The organism is Flavobacterium panici, from assembly GCF_903819335.1.
GTDB lineage: Bacteria > Bacteroidota > Bacteroidia > Flavobacteriales > Flavobacteriaceae > Flavobacterium > Flavobacterium panici.
The window spans coordinates 178,645-200,156 of record NZ_CAIJDE010000017.1; the positions used below are offsets into that span (position 1 = coordinate 178,645).

Sequence of the window (21,512 nt, forward strand, 5' to 3'; positions counted from 1 at the left end):
TTATCTTTGAATATTATTAAAAAATATAGGGTAGTTTTTTATACTAAAATTGTTAAATCCCGATTGATTTGCCATTTTATTATATAAATTATAAAAATGTGAATGATCAGCATTATTAAAAACATTATTGTCCAAATAGTGCATCATTTCATAGGCTCTTGTTTCAGTTATTGCTCTTGATTTAGATCCCCAAGCAGACATCAATCCATGATGATAATCCCAAGCATGTAATCCTTCATGCATGATTGTTAGAAATAAATCTCTGTTTGTAGTAAAAGCTTTAGCGTAAATAGTAACTTCTTTATTAATATACTTCCCATAGTCAGTTATTGCCGAATCATATTTTATATTAGGATTACCTGCATCATTATATAAAATATCTGCCAGATCCACATTTGTACGCATTCTTTTTACATATAAATCTCTACTAATTTCGTCCATTTGAGAGATATCTCTATCAGGATCATAATTACTATTTATTAGAGATTCATCTGCTATTGAATTAATTCTGTTTTCCTGTATTTTATGTGCATAATGATTCAATCCGCTAACAACAAGTCCTGTAGCAGCTCCCTGCCAAAAGTTTCCCCCAGTTAATTGTGCACCAACGCCACCAGATACAGTACCAAAACTAACCATACCAACTCCAGATTTAGCGAAATTGCCTGCTCCATGATAATCACTTGTTGATCCTCCTCCGCTCCAGGCACTAGCCGCAATACTACTTAAAGCCCCCGCAGCAAAACCACTCCAGAATTTTCCTCCTGAAACTGAGGTCATAGTACCTTGAAAAGCACCATGAGCTACTGCACTAACTCCTGCTCTAATATAAAAATTACTAATTGTTCCTGCTGCACTGCCAATACCATAGGTTACAGCAGCGCTTGCTGCACCAATAAAAGTTGCCTTAGCTAAACCTTCTACATTAAAAGGAACATCAGCCAATAAAGCGGTAAGCGTATAAGTTGTCGCTGCTATTATAGCTCCAATACATACTGCAACCCCAAAAGAAATTAACTCCTCTCCACTAGGGTCGATATATTTTAGCGGGTTATTTAGCACATAGCCATAACGGTTGTAGTTCTGTGTGTTGGCAGGGTCTTGTATAAAATTGTCTGGTTGTAAAAAGCGATGCATTTTGGGGTCGTATAAACGGCCGTTCATGTTTATAATGCCAACACTTTGTAAATGCTCGTGCCCTGTGTAATCCCGGTCTAAAACAGTTAACCCTGTTAATGCAACTCCCGAACCATTTTGTACTTTTAAAATGCCCCCCCAGGCATCAAACAAACGTTTTTCGACTATAGCACCAGCATTATCTGTTACAGCTACAATTGTCCCTTGATAATCCCTATGTAAATATAAATAATTTTGAGTCGTACCGTCGTTTTTTACGACAAGTGGCGCACTATAGCCGTCGCCGCCTATATAGGTTACAAACTCTACAGCTCCGGTTGTTCGGTTTTCTTTAATTTCCATTGTTCCGTCGCCTGAGTAATGTTTACGAAGCGGTCGGTCTAATTTGTTATCCTGTGACCCTCCATAAAACATTGTGCTGCGATCATTACCATCGTTGTAGGTAAAACTTAAGTAATCAATATAATTTCCATCGCGTCCTTGTTCTTTTATCGTTACAGGACTTTTGAAGGTATTATAAGTAATATCCAATGAAAGTTTTGAAGCAGAATTAGCTCCTACTCCTCTGTTTTTATAGTAATTTGAAGCTTCTGTACTTAATGAAATAGAATTAGTTTGGTACGTTTTTCCTGTTTGTGGATAATCGTAAGTTCCAACGTTATTTTTAGAAATTCTTCCTTTTATATCATAAGTCTGTGTTTCCTTTTGTCCTAGTTCATTATTATAGGTTAACAATCGGTCTAATTCATCATAAATAAAACTTTCATTCCAGCTGAACAAGTTGTTTGTTCTGTTTATTAAATTCCCTCTTTTGGGTTCAAAAAGGGTTGTAAGTGTCATTACATTTCCCGGATTGGTAACTGTTCTGTCTGCTTTAATCTGAGAAGCATAACCATAAATGTCATAATTATTTGTTATGGCAATTCCGTTTCCTAAACTTGCTTCTTTTAGCTTTCCTCTTTCATTTAATGAATTGGTCTGCCACAGGATTTTTTGGGTGGCATCATCCAGAATAATCTGCCAGGCAAAACCATTTTGATAGGTAAGTTTTACTTTTTTTGAATTCGATTTTCCCGAAATAGAAGCGGCAGATGCTTCCGTTAAAGTACGGCCATAAGTATCATAGGTAAGTTCTTTTACGAAAACTGCGTAAGGTGTTGTTTCCGTTTTTTTGCTGATTCTTTTATAGCTGTCATATCCAAATGAATTGATAATCGAAGTTCCTTCGTCAATATTTTTAAAAGAACTTTCTGTTATTAAATTGAATGCATTATAAGTATATTTACTTAAACTATTGTTGCCCGCTCCTTTTATAGTTTTTTCTATTAGTTTTCCTGCATCATCATATTCGTAAGCCGTTGTGCCGTTTGGCGTTGTTTCTGTTTTTATCTGCCCAAAAGCATCATAGGAGTATTTATAAGTTCCGGCATTTGGGTCTGTCATTTCAATCTTATTTCCCCAGCCATCTATTACCATTTTCACACTATTAGTGTCGTAATTAGATTCTTTTAATTGTCCGTTTGCGTAATAAACAAAACTAACAGCTCCTCCCGGATCAGTTGTCTGGGTTTTATTCCCTAATGCGTCAACGGTAACTGTTGTAATTTTACCATCGTCATTGCTTGTGGTTTTCAGCCCTTCATATTTAAAAGTTTGAATTTTACCTGTATGTGCGGTTATAGTGACCGGACGCAGTAAATAATCATATTCAAAAACTGTCCATTGGCTCGGAGATGTAAAATACGGTTCACTTTCTTTTGTTTTTCTGCCTAATCCGTCATAAACTATTTGTTTTGATACAGTAGACCCCACAGCGAAACCTTTACTGGTCGTTTTAACTATTCTTCCTAAAACATCATATTGTGTTATTGTTTTACCATCTGTATTATCAGTTGTAGTTGTTGTATAACCTCCATCTGCTAATCTATTGTAATCTACTATAGAAGTTAATGCTGTTTCTGATGCATTTTTTATTGTTGTTGTTTTAAGTTTACCCCAATTATCGTAGGTAAAACTGCTCACTACCCCAAGGTAATCTTTTGATTCCTTAACCTGACCTAGTGTATTATAATCAAAAGTAGTTACCAATTTTTGATGATCTGTTTTCTTAACAACAAATCGTTTGGTAGCATCATATTCATCGGTTATGAGTCTTGGGACAGGAGGAACTGGAGCGCTAGGTGCACTAACTTTTTTAGTCAATAAATTTCCTGCTGCATCATAGGTCATATCTTCAATTACACTATAAGTGTTATGTCCTTTTTTTTCTGTTTTAGTTAAATTACTTCCTGTATAAGTGTATATTTCTTCTGCTGTACGCGTATCTCCTGTATAAATGTTAGTTGAAGTATTTACTTTTTTTGGTCTCCCAACATAATATGCTGCGCCAGCACCTCCCGGATTATTTTCATATTGTGTACTGACAATTGTAGTTCCCTGCAGCGCAGAACCGCTAAATTGCTTTGTTGTGCTTTTTGTTTCTAAACCAAAATAATTAACACTGTCAACCGTTCCATCATAAGTGTAACTAATTTCTGTTTTGGTATCAGCCAAATGATCCACAACTGTTTGTTTAGTCAATAAAATATTATAAACACTGCTATTTGATAAAGGCGCACCTCCAGCTGCTGCAGATGGAGAAGCTTTAAAAATGCTTCCATCTGTTGCTTTTACACTAAAACCAGGCTTTAAAACTATTTGTACTGCCTGATAATTCACTCCCAGATTATCTTTCACAGCAGATGAAGCTGTAATTGAATTACTGGCGATAAAATTCTGGTTTTTGGTTACCTGATCGGTGATTAAAATGTTATTTTGCATTATTGGACTTAAAGGAATATTGCCTCCTTTTGTATATACAGCGAATTCGTTTGTTTTTGTATTTACTAAGTTGGTTGGAACTGTATTAAATACTGTATTTCCATCTCTACTTGTCCATGTAAATGTATTAGCACCTCTTAAAGCCGGGTCGTTATATTGCGTTGTCCACAATTTATCATCAGAATCTTTTAAATACCAACTGCTCCTGGTTGTTTTTGTAAATCCTACAGTTCCAAAATTAAAATTGGAAACAAAGCCTCTATATCTAAAATCCTGATACTTCGACACACCATTTATTGTCGCTATAAGTTTTGATACTAAATAGCTGTTAGGATTTCTGATAATTTCAATATTAGGATATGAAACACTATTGGCGGAGGAATAAAAATCAGCTGCATTTCCCAAACCTCCATCCAAAGATTCCATTGCCTTATACTCAATAGTCTGCTTTATATTGCCATTTGATTCTGTAACGGAAATTAATCTATTTTCGTTTCCAACATTTTTATTAAACTGATAATATTCGATTGTTTCCTTCTGACCTCTAACAAGAACAAGATCGGTATTAGCTCCATTATACTTGTAATTAGATGTAAGTGGGATTGGAATATCTGGAGAACCAGAATCAAAAACATTAGAATCATATGTTTGTACAAATCCAAATTCTCCCGTTTTTCCTATAGTATTTGAAAAAGCTGTTACCTGCCATTTTGTATTATGATCATTTATTGTCCATTTTGGTTTATAATATTTCCTCCAAACACGAACTAAATCTGATTTTCCATCTCCATTGATATCAATAGCATAGTAGGTACTAAAATCAGCCTGCGTGTCATAAGGTTTTCTTTCTTTAGTTGTGTCAGGACGATACTCTACAATATCATGCGATTCTTTTGTAAAAAATTCTCCTGCAGACGGGTTACCATTACTGTAATAAATATGCCATTTAGTTTGACCTTCTCCCCCTTCGGAGTCTGGTAGCATAATATCAGTCTTTCCATCACCATTAAAATCTCCAAAAAGCATTTGTTTTGTTTTAGAATATGCATCTAATATTCCTGATCCTATTGTTTCTATTTCACTCCATGGACTAGTGGTAAGTTGTTTAAAACTTATAATTTTATAAGTTTTATCTGGATTTACAATTAAAATATCTGATTTACCATCACCATTAAAATCATTTATATATTTTTCACCTTCATAAGACTTAGAAGAAGATACAAGTTGAAAGAATCCGGCAGAGCCTAATGCAGTGGAAGAATTTGGATTCATATCTAATAAATAAAAATTCTTTCCTTGATTAGTAACTCTAACATCACAGGAACAATCCCATTGAGATGTACCATCAACATTAACCTCCCAGACTTCATTAGATGTTGACTCAATTAAAATTTCCGAAATACCATCACCGTTAAAATCACCTTCATAGTACTTATTACTATCTTTAATTGAATTTATTAAAGGGTCTTCACAATTAGGACAAGTTGTTCCTGGAACAGGCATATAATTATCAAAATAAATAATCTTTTTGAAATTCAAAACTAAGCTATTATTCACTAGATTATTTACTTTAAATTCAGTAGTATTAGTCAATTCGTTAATTGCTAAAATTGAATGGTATTGATTAATTTTATTATTTGTAAGAGTTGTAATTGACCTAATTCTCCCCCTATATGTTACATCAAACGCGGGCAGAGTAATGGGTGCATTACCTGAATCGCCTGAAAATAAATTCGTAAAGAGCTTGTTATTTGCTATAAAATCTAATCTTCCATCACCATCAAAATCTCCCGCTAAATCTATTTTATCAAATTGCAGATTATTTATATACTTTTTCTCGGTTCTAACTTCTTTAGTAGAAGTGGGAGCATAAGCAAAAATGACAGGATTTGATTCTTCATTTCGAGCATTAATTTCTGTTATTTTTTCTAACCTTTGATATCCTAACTCCTTATCTTCAATGTGTGAAAGTTTATACGTTCGAAAAATGTCGTTATCAGCATAAACTTCAATCCTTTGAAGAATTTTTATATTGTAAACTGGCAAACCCTTTATATAATCTTTCTCAAAACGTTTTGAATCCCAATAAATGAAACTAATTTTGTTTTGAGTTGGTATATTCATTTTCACATTTCCACTAAATGTAATTGTATCTATATAAAGCTGATCACTACCATAATAAGTAATAGTTTTATAATTATAATCGATAAAATTTGTATCAACATCTTCGTAACGTACAATATACCATGAATTTATTGAAGCGGAATTTTGTAAACTTCCTGAACCTTTAGAACCGTACCAACTTCTAGAGCCATCGGGAGCTGTTACAATAAAGTAAGTAACACTTCCTTCTATTTTTAACTCAATTCTTGTATTACTTTTGTATTCTGTTTCGTATGTAGAACCATTTGCCCAATAAGTTCCTGTTTTTAATAAAAGACGTTGCCCATCTAATGCTAATTTATCATTATCATCAAAATCTACACCATCTACAAAACCATCAATATCAAGACGTGCCGCCATACGGCTGATAGCAGAAATACTATTAATACTCCATCCTTGTCCGGCAATACCTCCTTTTACTCCACTACTATAAACTAAGTTAATTATAGGTGCTGTGTTTTTAATACTTGGCGGTGTAGCAATAGGCAATGTATAAACAGCTGTTCCTGATGCAGAAATTTGCAGTTCACCTTTTGTATCGGTAAAGTTTTGAGAAAAAGAAAAATGAGTTATTACAATTAACATGAAAATATAAAACTTCCTCATAGCAAATTATTGTTTAATGATTTTAATAGATTTTTCTCCTCCATCTTTATAAGAAAGCAGCACCAGATAAATACCTGTAGGATAGTGCTGAAAAGGAATATTTAAATTGTTTAAACTGCTATTTGCCTGGTATGTTTGTAAAACCTGTCCCGTTATAGAATAAACATGAACAGAGGTCACATAATTATCCTGAGCCAGCTGCCATTGTAAATACAATTGTTCTTTTACAGGATTTGGATAATAGGAAATAACATCTTCAGGAAAGAATTTCTCTAAATCATTTTCGACTACAGCTTCAATTTCTTTAACCTGCTGTACAGATTTTGATAAACAATTGATGCATAACGATCTGTTGATTTGATTTCCGGCACCATCATAACTAAAAGTTAGTTTGGTTTGTGCATTTGTAGAAAAGCAAAAATAAAATAGAATAAAAAGTAAAGATAGGCGCATAAATAATAAATTTAAAATATTTCCTACAAACATAGTTTTATATTTTAAATCCTACAAATTTATGTTAATAAAAAAATTTTAGACATAAAAAAAGCGAGACCTAAATCTCGCTTTTTTAACATTATTTGTATTTTAAAAAATATTTATTCTACCGTAACAGATTTTGCTAAGTTACGCGGCTGATCAACATTACATCCTCTCATAACTGCAATATAGTAAGAAAGCAATTGTAACGGAATTGTCGTAATAAGCGGTGATAATGCATCAGATGTTTCAGGAATTTCGATTACATAATCGGCTAATTCGCGAACCTGCGTATCTCCTTTTGTAACAACGGCAATGATTTTACCACTTCTGGATTTAATCTCCTGGATGTTACTTACAATTTTATCGTAATGACCTTGTTTAGGTGCAATTACAATAACCGGCATTTGCTCATCAATTAAAGCAATTGGTCCGTGTTTCATTTCGGCAGCAGGATAACCTTCTGCGTGAATATAAGAGATCTCTTTAAGTTTTAAAGCTCCTTCTAATGCTACCGGGAAATTATATCCTCTACCTAAATAAAGGCAGTTTGGAGCATCTTTAAATTTAGCAGCAATTTCTTTTGCTCTGTCATTTGTTTCTAATGCTTCTGCTACTTTTTCAGGAATTAATTCTAATTCTTGTAAGTAAGCATGGAAATCAGGATTTGACAAAGTTCCTTTTGCTTTTCCTAATCGTAAAGCAATCATGGTAAGAACTGTGATTTGAGTTGTAAAAGCTTTTGTAGAAGCTACTCCAATTTCTGGTCCTGCGTGCGTGTAAGCACCTGCATGGCTTTCTCTTGAAATAGATGAACCTACAACATTACAAACTCCAAACACAAAAGCTCCGTTTTCTTTAGCCAGTTTAATAGCCGCCATAGTATCGGCCGTTTCTCCAGATTGAGAAATAGCGATTACAACGTCATCTTTATTTATAATTGGGTTTCTGTATCTAAATTCAGAAGCGTATTCTACTTCAACCGGAATACGTGTAAATTCTTCAAAGATATACTCAGCAACTAAACCTGCATGCCATGAAGTTCCACAAGCAACAATTAAAATTCGCTTAGCGTTTAAAAATTTCTCCAGATTATCTTCAACACCAGCCATTTGAACAATTCCTTCATTGGCATGAAGTCTTCCTCTGTAAGTATCTTTAATTACACTTGGCTGTTCGTAGATTTCTTTTAGCATGAAATGATCATAACCTCCTTTTTCAATCTGCTCCAAATTCAATTGAAGTTCCTGAATGTAAGGATCTACTAAAGAGTCATCTTTAATTTTTCTTACTTTAAGAGGTTTGTGCAGTCTGATATTAGCCATTTCACCATCTTCTAAATATACAGCATTTGCTGTATATTCAATAAACGGAGAAGCGTCTGAAGCAATAAAAAATTCTCCTTCACCTACTCCAATTGCCAGTGGACTACCTAATCTTGCAGCAACAATTTCGTTTGGATTTTTTTTATCAAAAACGGCAATTGCATAAGCTCCTACAACTTGGTTTAAGGCAATCTGAACTGCTTTACCAAGTTTAATCTTCTCATTTTTCTGAACTTCTTCAATCAGGTTTACTAAAACCTCAGTATCAGTATCAGATTTAAAAGTGTATCCACGCTTAATTAACTCTTCTTTAAGCGGCGCATAATTCTCAATAATTCCATTGTGGATGATTACTAAATCTCCAGAATTAGAAACATGAGGATGCGAGTTCACGTCATTTGGTACACCGTGGGTAGCCCAGCGTGTGTGTCCAATTCCAATATTTCCATTTATTGTAAAACCTTCATTAGCTTTAGCCTCAAGATCTGAAACTTTACCTTTTGTTTTACAAACTTTTATACCTGATTCGCCATCATACAACATAACGCCGGCACTATCATATCCTCTGTACTCAAGCCGCTTTAAGCCCTTGATAACAATAGGATAGGCCTCTCTATGGCCGATATATCCAACAATTCCACACATATATTACTTATTTATTTGGTTTCGTGTAGTAAACCTCAAGCCTCAATCTTTTATCGTAATCCGCATTACCGGCAGGTATATTATTACCATATAATATCGTACCTAACGGATTCATAACTGATGCTCTTGGTGCTTCTGAAAAATATTCATTTGTACTTGCGTTCAATAGAATTCTATTTTTCAATTTGTTTGATGTTACAGCACTTATATCATCTATAACAACTAATCCTAATTTAACATTGGTTGCAGTTGCAGTTTTTATAATATTACGAATATGATTTGTTATCCTAATTTTATAAGTAGTTCCTCTTTTTGTAGTTGCATCAACATTAATTATGCCTCCATAAATAACTTTTGACATTCTCGGGTCACTAGTTATACTTGAACTTCCATCTGCACTATAATCTAAAATTGGTATATTATTTGTAAAGTCATATAAATATACTCTTTTAGGTTCCTGAGCTTCCAGATTATCAGTCTTTTTAACCGCCATTTTTGCAGCATCAATAGTAAAGACTAAATTGGCTTCATTTACCAGCCATCCGTTTTTTCTAATCTCTTCTAATTTAGAACCAAAATCTTTAAGTTCTATAATGGCAAGAGATCCCTGACCACCTTTTAAATAAAGCCTGTCATCACCCGTAGTCATATTACGGCTGCTTATCGCATTTTGATACGCGGCATCTTTAACATCCTGAAAAAGATTAACATTACTTCCTGTTAAATTAATTACTAAAGTTCTATCTTCTTTTACGTCATCAGCATCGGTTGTAATATCTGTTTTTGCTTTGTAATAAACCGTGATTTTTCCTTTAGAAAAATCCATCAAAGCCATATTACTTGGACTGCCGCTAACTCTTTCAACCTTAAAATATAATCCTCTAAAATATTCCTGAAACACATCAGCAGCAGAAAGTTTTTCTTTTGCAGCATTTAAAATTTTAGTTTGGAAAAATGCCTTATTTAATTTTAAGCGCATCGCTGGCGATGTATACGTTTTAACATCTTTACCATCTTTATCTTTTGTTACCTCTGTAGTTTCCTTAGAACTAAAATAGAATTTATTATTTTGAAATTCGTTAGCATCATCATTCAACAACGTCCCTTTATTAGTATCAAAATCACTATTTTGATCATTATAATAAAGCTGTGCTAATTGATTCCCATTATCATAGTAAGAACTTCTCATTAGATATTTAGACTCGTAAACACCTAATTTTAAAAATCCGCCTTCGCTTCCATAAATAGAATCGAGCGCATAATCATTCCTTCCAGTTTTAGCATTTATACCTGTAACGTGACTAAAATAAGGTATATTAACAGTTACACTATCAATTACAGGTGCGTCTCCAACTGCTACTCCATAAGCAGCAAGTCCTACCTGCGTATTATAATTTGCTGTAGTTGTACCAAAAACCGGATTATCATAAATCCCTAAAGCATTAATTGCTAAAGAATTTGATTGTATTGGAGTTACTTCTTGATTATAAGCTATAACATCATATTTTTCAGATTCCAATCCAAAATGATCATCACCAATTAAATCATCACCAATCGCATTAAAATCTTTGTCGCAAGAATATAAAAAAACAACTGTTGCAGCTAATAGAATTTTCTTAATAAAAGAAGTATTGTACATATTCGTATTAATAGTTAAAATTTAAAGACCCATAGTTTTATAGAAATTTGTATACGCTTCAGCGAATGCATCTTTCGCGGCGAAAGGTAAAAAAGGTTTTCCTGAAGATTCTATAAATTTTGTTAAACTTGGAGAAACATTTTCTGACGCAATAATGACAGCATCAGAATGCAATATGCTGGCCTTTAAGACATTTTCATAATTTGGGATTTCAAGATCAGAAATTGATTCGTGAGGAACACCATCAAATTTAACCTTGTTTATCATTTCTAAATCTAAATTTTCATCAAAAGACTGACCATAAACTGAGGTAACGATTTTTGTATCGTTAAATAAAGCCTCATTTTTATAGTAGTGTTTCATATAAATTGGAAGCATCGCAGCCAACCATCCATGAACATGGATAATATCTGGAACCCAATTTAATTTTTTTACAGTTTCAACAACTCCTTTTGCAAAAAATATCGCACGCTCGTCGTTGTCTGGATATAAAACCCCTTCCTCGTCTGCAAAAGTGGCTTTACGTTTAAAATATTCATCATTATCAATAAAGTAAACCTGAATTCTTTCTTTCGGAATTGAAGCTACTTTGATAATCAATGGCATATCTAAATCATTCACTACCAAATTCATCCCTGAAAGCCTGATCACTTCGTGTAATTGATGTCTTCTTTCGTTGATATTTCCATATCTTGGCATGAAAATTCTTATCTGACCTCCCTGATCGTTAATCATTTTAGGAACGTCATAAGACATTAAAGAAACCTCATTTTCAGCCAAATAAGGCACGACTTCAGATGATACGTATAATATCCTCTTATCTTTCATAATAGTATTTTACTTAATTTTTGGTAATAAAAACGTCGCAAAATTACAAAAATTTATGCAGTTTATAACTAATATATTATGTTTGCACTAAATTTTAATAATACCGCCATGCATATTTTCTACGGTAAAGTAGCTCTGATAGCCTATTTAAAAACTATCAAAACCGCAAATTCGACTATAGGATTTGTCCCAACCATGGGAGCTTTACACCAAGGGCATCTGGCTTTAATGCAGCGTTCACTTAAGGAAAATGACGACACCGTTGTAAGTATTTTTGTAAATCCTACGCAATTTAACAATCCCGAAGATCTTGAAAAATACCCTCGAACTCTTGAAGAAGACGTCAAGAAAATGAGAGGATTAAGTGACAAAATAATTTTATATGCTCCTTCTGTCGATGATATTTACGAAGGACAGACAATTTCGCAGTCTTTTGACTTTGATGGTTTAGAAAATCAGATGGAAGGAAAATTCCGTCCGGGTCATTTTAATGGTGTTGGAACAATCGTAAAACGCCTATTTGAAATCGTTACGCCAACTAATGCTTATTTTGGTGAAAAAGATTTTCAACAGCTTCAAATTGTTAAAAAACTGGTCGAAAAAAATAATCTTCCGGTAAATGTTGTTGGCTGCCCAATTTTTAGAGAAGACAATCTTTTAGCAATGAGTTCCAGAAACGAAAGGTTAACTGCTGATGAAAGAAAAGAAGCCGCAATAATCTATAAAGTTTTAACGGAAGCCAAAGAAATCTTCCAAAACAATACACCTGAAGAAACCATTAAATTTGTCGAAGATTCCTTTAAAGACAACGAAAGATTTGAACTCGAATATTTCGTCATTGCTGATGAATCGACATTATTACCTATCGATCACAAAACAAACGATAAAAAATACCGTGCGTTTATAGCGGTATTTGTTAATTCTATAAGACTGATAGACACCATTTCATTAAATTAAATTACCTTTGCTCCATGCAAATTCAAGTTATAAAATCAAAAATTCATCGAGTAAAAGTTACTGGAGCTGATTTAAATTATATTGGCAGTATTACTATTGATGAAACTCTACTCGAGGCTTCAAACATTATTGAAGGCGAAAAAGTAGCTATTGTTAACATTAATAATGGAGAACGTTTTGAAACTTATGCCATTAAGGGAGAAAAAAATTCAGGTGAGATCACGCTGAATGGACCTGCTGCCCGAAAAGTTCAAAAAGACGATATTATTATTATCATTTCTTATGCAACCCTCGATTTTGAAGAAGCTAAAACCTTCAAACCGTGGATCATTTTCCCAAATGAAAACGATAATTCGTTAACATAAACCACATTCCTTTCTTATTTACGTGTGAAATTTGTCAAAAATATTTTTGTACAAACAGATTTTCTTTTGCCTAAATCGAAAATTTATTAACCGTAAGAAATCATTGCTTTTTTTATTATCCCCAAATCACAAAAAGCAAATAAAATAGTATATTGCTACACTATTTCGAATACTTTTTAATTCACTGAAATGCCACAAATCATGAAAAAAGTTTACCTACTCATTACATTAATTTCCGTTTCTGTATTCTCCCAGAAAAAATTTGACAATATCCAATCCGAAAAACTAGGAGAAGAAAGAAGAATAACAATTGGACTTCCTGCTTCTTACGATGCAAAATCAGATAAAAAATATCCTGTTTTATATTTATTAGATGGTGATTATTTATTTGATCCGTTTTCCGGAGCTATAAGTTATGGTAATTATTGGGATGATATTCCGGAGATGATTATCATTGGAATTCATCAAAATAAAGATGAAGAACGATACGACGACACAACAATTGATCAAAACGAAGGTCTGCCTTTTGAAAAAGGAGCAAAATTTTTCGAATTTATTGGTTCAGAGCTTATTCCGTATGTAGAAAAAAAATACCGTACATCTCCTTTTAGAATTATTGCGGGTCATGATGTAACAGCAAGTTTTGCTAACTTTTATCTTTACAAAGAAGAACCTCTTTTTAATGCATACATTTGTTTGAGCCCGGAACTTGCGCCAAAAATGGAAGTTCGTATTGCTGAAAAATTTGCCAAAATACAAAAACCAATATTCTATTATCTTTCTGCCGGAGAAGGTGATATCAAGAAAATAAAAGAACCAATTGAAAAATTGGCCGGAAATATTAAAATCGCAAATAATCCGTTAGTGAATTATAAATACGAAGTATTTAAAGGCGCGACACATTATACTGAAGTTTTACATTCGATCCCGAGTGCATTATATCAGATTTTTGATATATACAGACCAATAAATTCTGCCGAATACAACGACAAAATTGCGGTTCTTCAAACAGGTTATGCTGATTATCTGCAAAAAAAATACAATGATATGTCTGAAGTTTTAGGCGTTCAGATTCCTGTTAGAATGAGTGACTTTAAAGTAATTGAAAATATTATTTTAAAAAGAAATGCCTACGATGAATTAGGAAGAATGGCCGAAATTGGAAACGTAAATTATCCAAAAGCCATGTTAGGAGAATATGAATTAGGCTTGATGTATGAAAAAATGGGCGATCCTAAACATGCTTCAAAAAAATACCAAAATGCTTCACAAATGGAGCCAATTGGCGATTTGAATAAAGATTTGATGTATGAGAAAATTGACGAAATGAATACGCTTGCTAAAAAAACCAAATAATGTCAAAAGTTAAAACTTCCTTTTTTTGTCAAAATTGCGGGACCCAGTATTCTAAATGGCAGGGACAGTGCAACGCATGCAAAGAATGGAATACAATTGCCGAAGAAATTATTCAGAAGCAGGAAAAAGCAGCGTGGAAAAGTGAACCAACCTCAACAAGCAAAGCACCGAAACCTTTAAAAATAAATGAAATTGATTCGGCTCAGGAAATCCGAATGGATACTACTGATGGCGAATTGAATCGTGTTTTGGGCGGCGGAATTGTTCCGGGATCTTTAACGCTTTTAGGCGGAGAACCGGGAATTGGAAAAAGTACACTTTTACTTCAAATCTCATTAAAATTACCTTATAAAACCTTATATGTTTCTGGAGAAGAAAGCCAGAAACAGATAAAAATGCGTGCCGAAAGAATAACGCCAAATAGCGATAACTGCTATATTCTAACAGAAACCAAAACGCAGAATATCTTCAAACAAATTGAAGCCATTCAGCCTGAAATCGTAATTATCGATTCTATTCAGACTTTACATACTGATTATATTGAATCGACTGCCGGAAGTATTTCTCAAATTAGAGAAACTACTGCCGAATTGATCAAGTTTGCCAAAGAAACGAATATTCCGGTTATTTTAATTGGACATATTACCAAAGACGGAAATATCGCCGGGCCAAAAATTCTGGAACACATGGTTGATACCGTTTTGCAATTTGAAGGCGATAGAAACCATATTTACCGAATTTTACGCTCCCTAAAAAACCGTTTCGGTTCCACTTCTGAACTCGGAATTTACGAAATGCTTGGAAGCGGTTTGAGAGAAGTAAGCAATCCTTCAGAAATATTGATTTCGCATAAAGACGAAGAATTATCAGGAACTGCCATTGCTACAACACTTGAAGGAATGCGTCCGTTAATGATAGAAATTCAATCTTTAGTAAGCACAGCAGTTTACGGAACACCGCAACGAAGCACTACAGGTTACAACGCTAAAAGACTAAACATGATTTTGGCTGTTCTTGAAAAAAGAGCCGGATTCCGTTTAGGTGCAAAAGACGTTTTCTTAAACGTAACCGGAGGAATTTCTGTTGATGATCCCGCAATTGACCTTGCCGTTGTCGCTGCAATTTTATCATCAAATGAAGATATTCCGGTTGGAAAAGGTTTTTGTTTTGCCGGCGAAGTTGGACTTTCTGGAGAAATCCGTCCTGTAAACCGCGTTGATCAAAGAATTCAGGAAGCTGAAAAATTAGGCTTTGACACCATCTTTGTTTCTAAATACAATAAAATTGCTTTAAAAAATACCGGAATCAAGATTGAACTTGTGGCAAAAATTGAAGATGTCGCGAGTATTCTTTTTGGTTGATTTTTTATAAAAATACCACTATGAATTTTCCAAAACAAAAAATATTCAAAGCTTTAAAAATACTGGCTGTAATAGTAGTTTTGCTTTGCATCGGATTATACTTTTTCCGCAATTCACTTTTAAAACAAGCCATTGCAAAAGTAACCCATAAAATGGCTGTTGATTACAACAGTGATTTTTCAATAAAAGATGCTTCTTTTAATGGTTTATCAAGCATCAAACTTACTGATGTTGTTTTGGTTCCCAAAAATGCCGATACACTTTTAAAAATTAAAAACATTGAAACCAGCGTCAGTTTAAGTAATTTATTAATTGGCGATGTTCAGCTTGGAACTCTAAAAGTTGACAACGGTTATATTCAATTAGTAAAAAAAGGAAAAATTCGCAACTTCGATGCTTTCTTAAAAAGAGACCGCGACGATTCTGAAAAAAGCGAAAAACGAAAATATGGTGCTTTTGCCTATCGCATTATTTCAAAACTGCTCAATTTAGTTCCGACTGATATGAATTTGGATAACTTCCAATTCAAAATTGACGATAACGGCAAAAAAACCGCTGTAGCAATCAATAAACTGGTTTTAAACAACAAACAACTCGAAACCAGTATTCATGTCCAAAGCAAAGATTTTGATCAGCGCTGGAACTTAAAAGGTTTTGCGGATCCAAGAAACCAAAAAGCAGATATTCGATTTTTTAATCTCGATACAGGAGCGATTCGTGTTCCGTATCTTGATGAGAGATATGGTTTGAAAGCTAGTTTTGATTCTATTCGTTTAAACGTTGAAAATATTGATAAAAGCGGAAGCGAATTTCATCTTGACGGTTTTACTTCAATCGTAAACCTAAAAATCAATCATCCAAAAATTGCCAGCAAAGATGTTGTTATAAAAAATGCACGTTTTGATTATCGATTTTTATTGGGCGATGATTTTATTTCGATTGACAGCACTTCGTCAATGACGCTGAATAAAATTAAACTGCGTCCGTATGTTTCTTACGATACTGAAAAAGATACGGTTTATACTTTAAAAGTTGATATTCCGAAAATGAAAGCGCAGGATTTTATCGTTTCGCTTCCAGATGGTTTGTTTACGCATTTTCAGGGAATGCAGGCAACCGGAAATTTCGATTATAAACTGGATTTCAAATTCAATAAAAACAAACCAAATACGCTTGTTTTTGACAGTAAACTGAACAAAGAAGATTTACGAATTACAAAATATGGCGAAGCCGATTTAAATAAACTAAATGGCGAATTTGTTTATCGTGCCATAATTCAAAATGTATTGCAAAGACCTGTTTTGGTTGGAAATGCAAATCCAAATTATACGCCTTTAGACCAGATTTCTCCTTATTTAAGAAAATGTGTTTTAACGACCGAAGATCCGTCGTTCTTTTCGCATCGTGGTTTTATAAATGAAGCTTTCAAACAATCGATTCTAAAAAACATTCGAACTAAAAAATTCTCACGCGGCGCGAGCACGATCAGCATGCAGTTGATTAAAAATGTTTTCCTTACCAGAGAAAAAACGCTTTCGCGAAAGCTTGAAGAAATCCTGCTAGTTTACATTTTAGAAAATAACCGAATTGTAAGCAAGGAAAGAATGCTGGAGGTTTATTTCAACATTATTGAATGGGGACCAAATGTTTACGGAATTGGCGAAGCGAGTCATTTCTATTTCCAAAAAAGTCCGTCAGCTTTAAATGTTGACGAATGTTTGTACTTGGCAACGATTATTCCGAAGCCGAGAAAATTCATGTATCAATTTAATGACGAAGGAAACCTGAAAGATTATGCATTGAAAAATCAAAAATTCTTGAAGAATTTAATGTTCCGTCGTGGTCTTTTAGTTCCTGAAGATACAATTGGGCAGCTTCCTGTTTATATTTCAGGAAATGCGCGTTCATTAATAAAAATCAAAGCTCCGGATTCGACTGCGGTTAAAAATGATTCTTTATCTACTGATGAGGAATTTGATTTGTAGGTATTTGCCACGAAGGCGCTAAGTCACAAAGTTTTGTCATTTCTCCTGCAAGGTTTTCAAAACCTTGTAGGTGTTTGTTACTATTTACTCTCTAATACCTACAAGGTTTTGGAAACCTTGCAGGAAACGAATTACCTAAAGTTTCTTAAAAATTCTTCCTTATAAGTTGAAGAAACTTCGATTTCAGTTTCATCATTAAGTGTAACAATCCCGCCTTTATTATACGATTTCACACAATTCATATTAATAATATGCGATTTATGAACCCGAATAAAAGGCAAAGGCAAAATTTCTGAAAAGTGTTTTAAAAATCGGCAGACCATTTTTTTACTTCCGTTATTGAGATATAAATCGGTGAAGTTGCCGTTACCGCGAAGGCGCACGATTTCTTCCATTTTTACTACTTCAAAACCTTCAAGTGTTGGCAGAATAACTTGCTGTTTTTCCGGTTTTTGTTCGTGAAAGTTTTCTACGATGATTTTATTTCGGTTGAAGATTTCATTATTCATTATTTGATGCTGGACTTTATTTACCGCAACAATCAATTCCTCTATACTTATGGGTTTTAGCAGATAATATGCCGCACTCTGATTTAATGCTTTCAGCGAATATTCAGAAAAAGCGGTGACAAATATGGTTTCAAAATGTAAATCTTTACAAGCTTCCAAAACATCAAAAGCATTTCCAAAAGGCATTTCGACATCCAGAAAAACCAATTGCGGTTTCACTTCATGAAGCAGCGGAACAGCTTCTTTTATATTTTGAGCTTCACCGACAACCTCAACCTGCGGACAATATTTGCTTAAATAATTTTTAAGCACTTCGCGCGCGGCCAATTCATCTTCGACAATTACACTTTTTATCTTCTGCAGTGTCATCATATTTTGTCAATTAATGGAAAAACAATTTCAACAATAGTTCCCTTCTCTGCTCCTTCTTTTTCCGAAATATTAAACGAAATGTTCTTTTTATACAATTCGTTTAAAAGATCAATTCGCTCTTTTGTATTGTTCAAACCACGGGATTCGTAGATTTTCTGGTTTGTTGTTTTCAGTTCACGGCTTTTTGTTAAACCAATTCCGTTATCATCAATCGTAACGATTATTTTTCCGTTTTTAAAATCAAAGCGAAGCGATAAAAATCCTTTTTGATCTAAATAACGTAATCCGTGCCAAATTGAATTTTCCAAATGCGGCTGGATAATCATATTCGGAACAAAAACCCTTTCGGCATCCAGCGAATCATCTACAATAATTTCAAAATCAAATTTATCCTCAAAACGCAAATGTTCTAAATCCAGATATTTCTTAAGCTGTTCGACTTCTTTATCCAAAGAAATAAAGTCTTTATTGGAATTTTCCATCATATTTCGCATCAAATTCGAATACGAAGTCAGGTATTTATTCGCTTCCAGTTCCTTATTTTCAGATATAAACTGATTCACGCTATTCAAACTATTAAAAATAAAATGCGGGTTCATTTCGCGACGTAAAGACTGCAAAGCGATTTCTTTATTTTTTATTCTGATGGAATACAATGCTTTCGAAATAAACGTAAACAAAAGCAGCAGTAAAATTACCGAACCAATTAGAAAATAATTGAAAGTGTTTTTCTTTGAAATCAATTCGTCTTTCAAGGTTTTTTCTTTCTCTAACTGACGAATTTTATCTTCGGTAATCTGAAATGTTTTGGCATCGATTAAAGTCGTATCAGAATGAATGAGCTTTTCGAAGTTTTCAAAAAACTGTTCATACAATGCCATACTTTCTTTGTCTTCGCCTTTGGTTTTGTAATATTTAATTAAGGATGACAAGCTTTTTTTGGCTTCCGCCGAATTTCCTTTTTGAAACGATAAATCATACGCTTGTTTCAAAGACGAAATTGCTTTTTCGGCTTCTGACTTCTGAAAATAAAGTGATGCCAGCGATTGCAATTGTTTTATTTCGGTGTTATAATCTTTATTCGTTTTGGCCTCGGCAAGCAGCTTTTCGTTTATCGTTACGGCTTTATCAAACTGATTGTCTTCGGCATACACTTTTGCAATTTCATTCTTAATTTTAATTACAGATTCCGGTTTGTCTTTTGCATATACCAAGGCTTTTTTATAGCTTTCTATTGCAACCTTTTTATCTTTTAATTCTAATGAATTTTGTGCTTTTTGTACATACGCATCTGTAACTTCTTGGCTTTTCTTTTCTTTTTTCAGCAATTCAATATTAGAATCTACATAACCCTTTTGACTTTCCGGATTCGACTGATTTTTAAGTCGGTTGGCATCGTTTAAATTTATTTTTTCTTCAGAAATATCTTTTGCCAATGAACCTGCGACTTCATAATTTTTAATTGCCGAATCAAAATTCTTTTGGTTTTCCTGTGTTTTGGCTAAACTTCGGGTTACACGTGTTTTATCTTCGGTTAGTTTTAGTTTGGTATAACTGTTTAAAGCTCTTTTAAAATATTCTTCGGCTTTGGCATTATCTCCATTATTTAAAAATTCATTCGCCAGCCTTTCATAATTCTGAGCAATTTTTGATTCATCATTTTCATTTAATGATTTCGATAAATCGTCGGCAGCTTTACTGATTTTGACTTGTTTGCTTTTTTCACTTTTTTGTTCAGGAAGCGCCTGCGCTATTGTTCGCTGCGGAAACAATAACACTAAAAAAAACAGACTAAAACCAATTAATAAATGACGTTTCACAATATGTTATTTAGAAATGTAAAGTAACCTAATTTCAAATTCCTATCCTATATTTTTCACCAAGTCAAATGCCCTGTTGACCCATTCTGTCAAAAATACGTTTTTTCGATCAATACATTTGACCACTAATTCTTAAAAACTATAATCATGAAAAAACTATTCTTTACATTTTTAACTGTATTATCTTCTTCATTTATAATTGGTCAGGCTTCGGGAAATGTCAATTATAAGAATCCGCAATCTTATAATAACGATAATAATACGATCGACACCGATTTCCCTTCAAATGGTGATATTGTGGTAAGCGTAAAAGGGCTTGCTAATATTAAAGCAGATGCTTACACGGCAATTTTCAGCGTAACTCAAACGGGTAAAACCACTAAGGAAGTAAATGAATTAATTGATCAACGAATTACGCAGTCGCTCAATGCCATTAAACTTAAAAAAGGCGTTGAGACTTTTGTTGACATGATTTCGTTTGTGCCTGCTTATGAATATGAAGCCGAAAAAAAGCTTTTTAATCGTAAAACTTATAATGAAGTTCCGGCCGGATTTGAGTTGAAGAAAAACATTCATATCAAATTTTCAGATCCAAATCAGCTTAATGAGTTTATTGCTATTTTATCTAATAACGAAATATACGATTTGGTACGAGTGGATTATTTCTCTAATACATTAGAAACGGTTAAAAGAGAAATGATGCTTAAAGCAAAACTTTTGGTTCAGGAAAAAATTAAAAACTATCAGGAATTGCTTGGCGAAACATTTATAAATGCCGAAAAAAGAATCACCGACGATTATATCGTAAATGTTCCGGTAGAAATGTACAAATCGTATGAAGCTTACAATGGTTCTTCTTTAAACTTAAAAAAAGCAGCAAACGTTAATCAGCTTAGCAAATCTGTTACACTTTATTATCAGCCTGTATTTAATAAAGAGTTTGATTTTGTAATTAATCCTACTGTTTTAGAACCTGTTATTCAAGTACAATATGAGGTTAAAATGGCGATTAGCAGAGAAAAGAAACAGCCTTTAAAAGCAGACAAAACAGATAAAGAATTTATTTTGATTACTCCAAATGGTGATTTAAAAACATTGAATACAAATACAGCTAAACCAGTTCATTAATCTGGCAGAAGTATTTCAC

13 protein-coding genes are annotated in these 21,512 nt (G+C 33.5%); 6 read left to right on the forward strand and 7 right to left on the reverse strand.

Annotated elements, in window-relative coordinates:
• The 5 genes from FLAPXU55_RS00805 to FLAPXU55_RS00825 all read right to left on the reverse strand — a co-directional run bounded on the left by FLAPXU55_RS00805 (position 1) and on the right by FLAPXU55_RS00825 (position 11,640).
• Positions 1-6,726, reverse strand: a complete 6,726-nt coding sequence (locus tag FLAPXU55_RS00805; RefSeq protein ID WP_180856052.1) for an RHS repeat-associated core domain-containing protein — start codon at positions 6,724-6,726, stop codon at positions 1-3.
• Between the two features lie 6 nt (positions 6,727-6,732).
• Positions 6,733-7,179 (reverse strand): T9SS type A sorting domain-containing protein, encoded by a 447-nt coding sequence (locus FLAPXU55_RS00810; RefSeq protein WP_180856054.1) that lies wholly within the window; start codon positions 7,177-7,179, stop codon positions 6,733-6,735.
• A gap of 143 nt (positions 7,180-7,322) precedes the next feature.
• The gene (gene glmS / locus FLAPXU55_RS00815; protein ID WP_180856056.1) at positions 7,323-9,173 is read right to left on the reverse strand and encodes a glutamine--fructose-6-phosphate transaminase (isomerizing); all 1,851 of its coding nucleotides are present in this window, start codon (positions 9,171-9,173) and stop codon (positions 7,323-7,325) included.
• Between the two features lie 7 nt (positions 9,174-9,180).
• Positions 9,181-10,812 carry a DUF4270 domain-containing protein gene (locus FLAPXU55_RS00820; RefSeq protein WP_180856057.1) on the reverse strand — a complete coding sequence of 544 codons (1,632 nt, stop codon included), beginning with the start codon at positions 10,810-10,812 and terminating at the stop codon, positions 9,181-9,183.
• A 21-nt stretch (positions 10,813-10,833) separates the two neighbouring features.
• Complete coding sequence (locus FLAPXU55_RS00825) at positions 10,834-11,640, reverse strand: glycogen/starch synthase (protein ID WP_180856059.1); 807 nt, start codon at positions 11,638-11,640, stop codon at positions 10,834-10,836.
• 78 nt (positions 11,641-11,718) lie between these two features.
• Between FLAPXU55_RS00825 and panC the strand changes: the two genes are divergently transcribed.
• The 5 genes from panC (at position 11,719) to FLAPXU55_RS00850 (ending at position 17,664) form a co-directional block, all read left to right on the forward strand.
• A complete protein-coding gene (gene panC / locus FLAPXU55_RS00830; RefSeq protein WP_180856061.1) occupies positions 11,719-12,597 on the forward strand; it encodes a pantoate--beta-alanine ligase in 879 nt (292 codons plus the stop codon).
• A 14-nt stretch (positions 12,598-12,611) separates the two neighbouring features.
• Positions 12,612-12,962, forward strand: a complete 351-nt coding sequence (gene panD, locus FLAPXU55_RS00835) for an aspartate 1-decarboxylase (RefSeq protein ID WP_053473997.1) — start codon at positions 12,612-12,614, stop codon at positions 12,960-12,962.
• 201 nt (positions 12,963-13,163) lie between these two features.
• Positions 13,164-14,318 (forward strand): alpha/beta hydrolase, encoded by a 1,155-nt coding sequence (locus FLAPXU55_RS00840; protein ID WP_180856063.1) that lies wholly within the window; start codon positions 13,164-13,166, stop codon positions 14,316-14,318.
• Positions 14,318-15,679 (forward strand): DNA repair protein RadA, encoded by a 1,362-nt coding sequence (gene radA / locus FLAPXU55_RS00845; RefSeq protein ID WP_180856066.1) that lies wholly within the window; start codon positions 14,318-14,320, stop codon positions 15,677-15,679. The genes FLAPXU55_RS00840 and radA overlap by 1 nt, the downstream gene beginning before the upstream one ends.
• A 20-nt stretch (positions 15,680-15,699) precedes the next feature.
• Positions 15,700-17,664, forward strand: a complete 1,965-nt coding sequence (locus FLAPXU55_RS00850) for a transglycosylase domain-containing protein (RefSeq protein ID WP_180856068.1) — start codon at positions 15,700-15,702, stop codon at positions 17,662-17,664.
• Positions 17,665-17,795: 131 nt separating this feature from the next.
• Here the strand turns inward: FLAPXU55_RS00850 and FLAPXU55_RS00855 are convergent, their stop codons facing one another.
• Complete coding sequence (locus FLAPXU55_RS00855) at positions 17,796-18,545, reverse strand: LytR/AlgR family response regulator transcription factor (RefSeq protein WP_180856070.1); 750 nt, start codon at positions 18,543-18,545, stop codon at positions 17,796-17,798.
• Positions 18,542-20,365, reverse strand: coding sequence for a tetratricopeptide repeat-containing sensor histidine kinase (locus tag FLAPXU55_RS00860; protein ID WP_180856072.1), 1,824 nt, complete (start codon positions 20,363-20,365; stop codon positions 18,542-18,544). Before FLAPXU55_RS00860 ends, FLAPXU55_RS00855 begins: the two co-directional genes overlap by 4 nt.
• A 147-nt stretch (positions 20,366-20,512) precedes the next feature.
• On the opposite strand from FLAPXU55_RS00860, the gene FLAPXU55_RS00865 reads away from it, so the two are divergent.
• On the forward strand, positions 20,513-21,493 hold the full coding sequence (locus FLAPXU55_RS00865) for an SIMPL domain-containing protein (RefSeq protein ID WP_180856074.1): 981 nt from the start codon (positions 20,513-20,515) through the stop codon (positions 21,491-21,493).
• Positions 21,494-21,512: the final 19 nt, after the last annotated feature.